Below are 4,440 nucleotides of genomic sequence, written 5' to 3'. Positions count from 1 at the left end.
TGCTTGTGCGGTCGCTTGGTCCTTTTTAGGGTCTACCGAACTGCCGAGTAGCACCAGGGAAACGAATAAAGGGTGTTATTAAACAAATAGGGGAAAACCTCCGGCTTGAAAGCCCAACAGGACCGCGCAGGAGGTGGAACCGGAACTTTCGGTCAGGGAAGAAAGGGGAGACGGCAAACGCCTCTAAGTCCCTGCTACCCCAGCGTTCACGGCCGGTTGATTAAATACGCCCCGCCCACCAGCAGGGCGACCCCGACAAGTTTGGAAACCGACCAGGCGCTCCGCTCCAGGCCCAGCCACCCGGCCTGGTCGAGCAGCAGGGCCGTCACCAACTGGCCGGCCACGACCAGGGCAAACAAGTTGGCGGCCCCCACGCGCTTCAGCGACCAGGTGATGGTCAACACGTACCCCACGCCCAGGAGGCCGCCGGTCCAGCCGTACCACGGCACCCGGGCCAGGGCGGGCAGGGCCAGCGGCGGGGCCTGGGTGAGCAGCAGCAATACCCCGGCGACCACGCTGCCGCCCAGGTAGGAGATGAGCACGGCCCACAGCACATGCGGCACGGCGGTTTTGAGTTGGCTATTCACGGCTGACTGTAGCGTAATCGCTGCGCCGGCCAGGACCAATAATCCCAGGAGCAGGTATTTCATAGGAGGATTTGCCAACATCCACGGCCGTCAGGTAACGGCTTGGCTTTTTATTGAGGTACCAGTAAGGTACTATCAAATGATAATGTGAGGAATGGATGGCACCAGCGCCAGAACAAACGTTCGTTTTTACTGTCCTTTTTCGATGGCCTTAAGGGACGTGTAAAACCATCGTTCCTCGCTACTCTTACGCCGCATTCATACCTTACTGGCAGCATTCAACCTGCTTAGCTTCCGAGTCGGAGGTTTTCCCCTATTTGTTTAACAACACCCTTTATTCGTTTCCCTGGTGCTACTCGGCAGTTCGGTAGACCCTAAAAAGGACCAAGCGACCGCACAAGCAGCAGCCCCTACCAGCGAGGCAGTAGCGGAGCCGGTCGAGAAGCCGATGACCGAAGCGGAGAAGAAAAAAATGACCGCTGAGTATGAAGCCAAGTACAAAGCCCAAGCGGAACAGGAGGCCAAAGAACGGGCTGACCAGACCATCGGAGCACGTCAGCTTGTGGACTTATACCAGGAGAATGAGGTGAAGGCAGATAAGGACTTTAAGGGGAAAACGTTCTACGTCCAGGGCACTGTTTCGGAAATCAAAAAGGACGTGATGGACGATATTTACGTGACCTTAGAGGGTGATGGAATGTTGCGCGAGGTGCAGTGCTATTTCGATAACGAGGACATTGCAGCCGACTTCAAAAAAGGGCAGCGGGTAACATTCAAGGGTAAGTGCGACGGGCTAATGATGAACGTCCTGATGAAGGATTGTACCCTAGTGGTCGATTAGCAAGAGTGAGCAGGCAGCTTGGCCCCATGCCTTTTTTTACCTCGGGGGGCAGGGGCAGCGCCCCAGGAGAACGAGTTGAGCAGGGGGCAGTGGGGAGGAAAGGCCCGCAGCTCGACACCGAACAAAAGGGAAAGAAAATCCCCGGCCAGGCAGTAGAGGGCGAACCTTCAACACTGCTGGCCGGGGATTAGGCATTTATGGCCGCTCACCGTATTCCTTCCTGCTCGATACCTCTACCAAACAAGTCCGCTTCGGGTAAGCAGGGCGAAGATAGGGCAAAAATCCGTACCTTAACCACCCCCAGAAAAAACAAAGCCATAACCCACTATGGTTTGAACTTGGGGAAGGGGCCTGCTACGCGCCCCTTCCCCAAGTTCAAACCGTGGTCCCTGCGGGGCAGCTCGTTCCCCTGGGGGCTCTGCCCCCTGCTCCCCCGAGGTAAAAAAGGGATGGGGCCAAGCTGCCTGCTCACTCTTACCTCCCCACTGCCCCATGCCCTACGCCGTCATCCGAGTTGCCAAAATCAAGACCCAGGCTCACGCCCTGTCGGCCACCGGCCACAACTACCGCCAGGAGCAGCACCCCCACTCGATAGGCAACGCCGACAAGGAGGCCCCCCACCCAAACCGGGAGTATGTCAACCACGAGAAAAAAGACTACTGGAGCCTTTTGGAAGCCCGCATTCAGGAAGCCGGGGTGAGGCGCGTCCGGTCGGATTCCGTGCGCGGCATGGAGGTAATTCTGACCGGCAGCCCGGAGGGGTTTGTACGTGGCCAGGATGGGCGAGCGGCCGACTACTCGAAAAGCAAATGGGCGCAGGACAATTTGAATTTTTTGAAGGAGCAGTTTGGGGCCAAGAACATCGTATCGTTCACCCTGCACCAGGACGAAAAGACCCCCCACATTCACGCGGTGCTGGCCCCCATCACGGACAAGAACACCTTGTCGGCCGACCAGCTATTCAACCCCAAGAGCTTGCGCCAGCTCCAAACCGAATACGCCCAGGCAATGGCCCCGCACGGGTTTGAACGTGGCGTCGAGCACAGCCAGGCCAAGCACGACCCGATGCAGCGCCTGTATGGATTGGAGGCCCAGCACGCGCAGCGCGTGGCCGAGCTGACCCGGCCCCAGGTGCCGGCGCCGGCATTTCAGCTCACCGACCCGCCCCTACTCGGGCGGGACGAGTGGAAAGCCGGCGAGGAAGCACGGATTAACGCCGAGCTGGCCCGCCAGGCTGAGGCCGCGCGGGCGCAGCTCGCCCAGGTCGCCAAGCTCGCCCAGGCGAACACGGCCGCAGCGGAGCAGGTGAGAGTGCTCCAAAAGCAATTGAGCACGTCAGAGGGGCTAAAACAGGGCCATTTCGGGGCCTTGCAGACCGCGCAGCAGGAGGAAGTAATTCTTTCCCGCGACTACGACCGCACGGCCGTGCAGTACGCCCAGGGGGCCGATTTGCCCGAATTGAAGCAGTACGGGCAGCAAGTGCGCGAGGAAACGCGCCAGGCGCTCGTGAGCACCCTAGAGCAGACCCTTGCCAAGCCGGTGAAGGATGCAGCCGACTTCCAGGCCAAGCTAAAAGCCGCAGGCTACCACGCTGAGCGCGACGAGCAGAGCAAGGGCACGATACTGGTCCACGAGCAGACCGGCGCGAGATTCAAAACCGCCGAAATTCAGCCCAATGGGCAGTTTATCGGCCCGCAGCTTACGGCCGCCATCGAGCGCACGGCCCAGCAAGCATTGAAACAGAGCAAAGGCCAAAGCCGAGGGGGTGGAATCGGCATGTAATTCGAGGCCGAAATACCCTCAATTTAAGAACTTAAGAAGTAGCCCTGTCTAACTACCTGATTACTAATACTAATCACTTTCCATACTGGAAAGCTGGACTTTCCACCTTAGAAAGTTTCACTTGGCATAAATAAGCACTAAAAAGAAAGTGAAACTTTCCGTTTTTAGTGCTTATTTGGAAAGTGAGTTTTACCTTTGAGGGAAATCATTTTTTCCTTTTTAGCCCTCTTTTGTAAAGTGAAACTTTCCGATTTTGAACGTAACAGAACTAATCCCTTCTTAGATAAGGCATTAGACGAGGTGCAAATTTCTCGCAAGTACAAGACCGCAACTCGCACTGGTGAGAGTGCAATGCTGCAAGCATTCGACCCCAAGACAGGCGAGATTTTGGGCCATACTATGTTCATTCGGGAGATAGAGGTGGACGAAGAAAAATTCACCAAGCTCTATTTAAGCCAATTCGAGAGCTTTTGGGAGCTTTCCAAGCCTGCTATTAGGGTTTTTGGGTACATCATGCAGAAGATGAAGCCCAAATCTGACAAGCTGGAATTCTTCATTGATGAGTGCATGGAATACACCCAGTACAAGAGCATTAAGCCCATTTATGCCGCGCTCGCCAGCCTGATAGAAGCAAAAATCCTTGCCAGGGGCTACAACGAGAATGTGTACTTCATCAACCCCATGATAATGTTCAATGGGGACCGGGTGAGTTTTGTGCGCAGCTACGTCAAAAAGAAGAAGTTAAAGCAGGGCGACCCACAACAATTGTCGGTATTTGATGCCATTCCCCCATTTAACATAGGTTAGCCCCCATGCTCAGTGCTGAAGAATACGCGCAGCTCCCGGACGAGCTGAAGTACCCGCCCCACGTCGCCGGCCCGCCAGTGCTGGCCACCGTCGAGGAGCAAGACCTGAAGCGGGGTTGGTGCTGGTATCCACGGCCACCTGCACCAGGTGCAGCACAACCATCTTAATCCTACTTTTACCTCAAATTCAACAGTCCTTTCTTAATGGAAAACGTCTACACCATCCTTGTTTTAGCAAGTTTTGTACTGCTTATAGTTGGCATTTTTAGCCCCAAAAAGAGCCTATTTTGGGACAAACAAGCCCCTACGCGCAAAAAGTCAGCTCTGATTTACGGCGGTCTTTTATTGGGTGTTGTTAAACAAATAGGGGAAAACCTCCGACTCGGAAGCTAAGCAGGTTGAATGCTGCCAGTAAGGTATGAAT

5 protein-coding genes are annotated in these 4,440 nt (G+C 55.4%); 4 read left to right on the top strand and 1 reads right to left on the bottom strand.

All coding sequences use genetic code 11. The features are described 5' to 3' along the window. Positions 1 to 206: 206 nt before the first annotated feature. A complete protein-coding gene (locus J4D99_RS21665; protein WP_179225632.1) occupies positions 207 to 650 on the bottom strand; it encodes a DMT family transporter in 444 nt (147 codons plus the stop codon). Between the two features lie 286 nt (positions 651 to 936). On the opposite strand from J4D99_RS21665, the gene J4D99_RS21660 reads away from it, so the two are divergent. The 4 genes from J4D99_RS21660 to J4D99_RS21645 all read left to right on the top strand — a co-directional run bounded on the left by J4D99_RS21660 (position 937) and on the right by J4D99_RS21645 (position 4,409). Next, positions 937 to 1,428, top strand: a complete 492-nt coding sequence (locus J4D99_RS21660; RefSeq protein WP_208133842.1) for an OB-fold protein — start codon at positions 937 to 939, stop codon at positions 1,426 to 1,428. Positions 1,429 to 1,920: 492 nt separating this feature from the next. Then, the gene (gene mobV / locus J4D99_RS21655; RefSeq protein WP_208133841.1) at positions 1,921 to 3,210 is read left to right on the top strand and encodes a MobV family relaxase; all 1,290 of its coding nucleotides are present in this window, start codon (positions 1,921 to 1,923) and stop codon (positions 3,208 to 3,210) included. A gap of 237 nt (positions 3,211 to 3,447) precedes the next feature. After that, positions 3,448 to 4,017: a replication/maintenance protein RepL gene (locus tag J4D99_RS21650; RefSeq protein WP_072144847.1), complete on the top strand. Its 570-nt coding sequence runs from the start codon at positions 3,448 to 3,450 to the stop codon at positions 4,015 to 4,017. Between the two features lie 203 nt (positions 4,018 to 4,220). Continuing rightward, complete coding sequence (locus J4D99_RS21645) at positions 4,221 to 4,409, top strand: hypothetical protein (protein WP_208133840.1); 189 nt, start codon at positions 4,221 to 4,223, stop codon at positions 4,407 to 4,409. Positions 4,410 to 4,440: the final 31 nt, after the last annotated feature.

The organism is Hymenobacter sp. BT559 (genome assembly GCF_017571525.1).
In the GTDB taxonomy this organism is placed as follows: Bacteria; Bacteroidota; Bacteroidia; order Cytophagales; family Hymenobacteraceae; genus Hymenobacter; species Hymenobacter ginsengisoli.
This window is presented reverse-complemented; position numbering and strand designations above follow the sequence as displayed.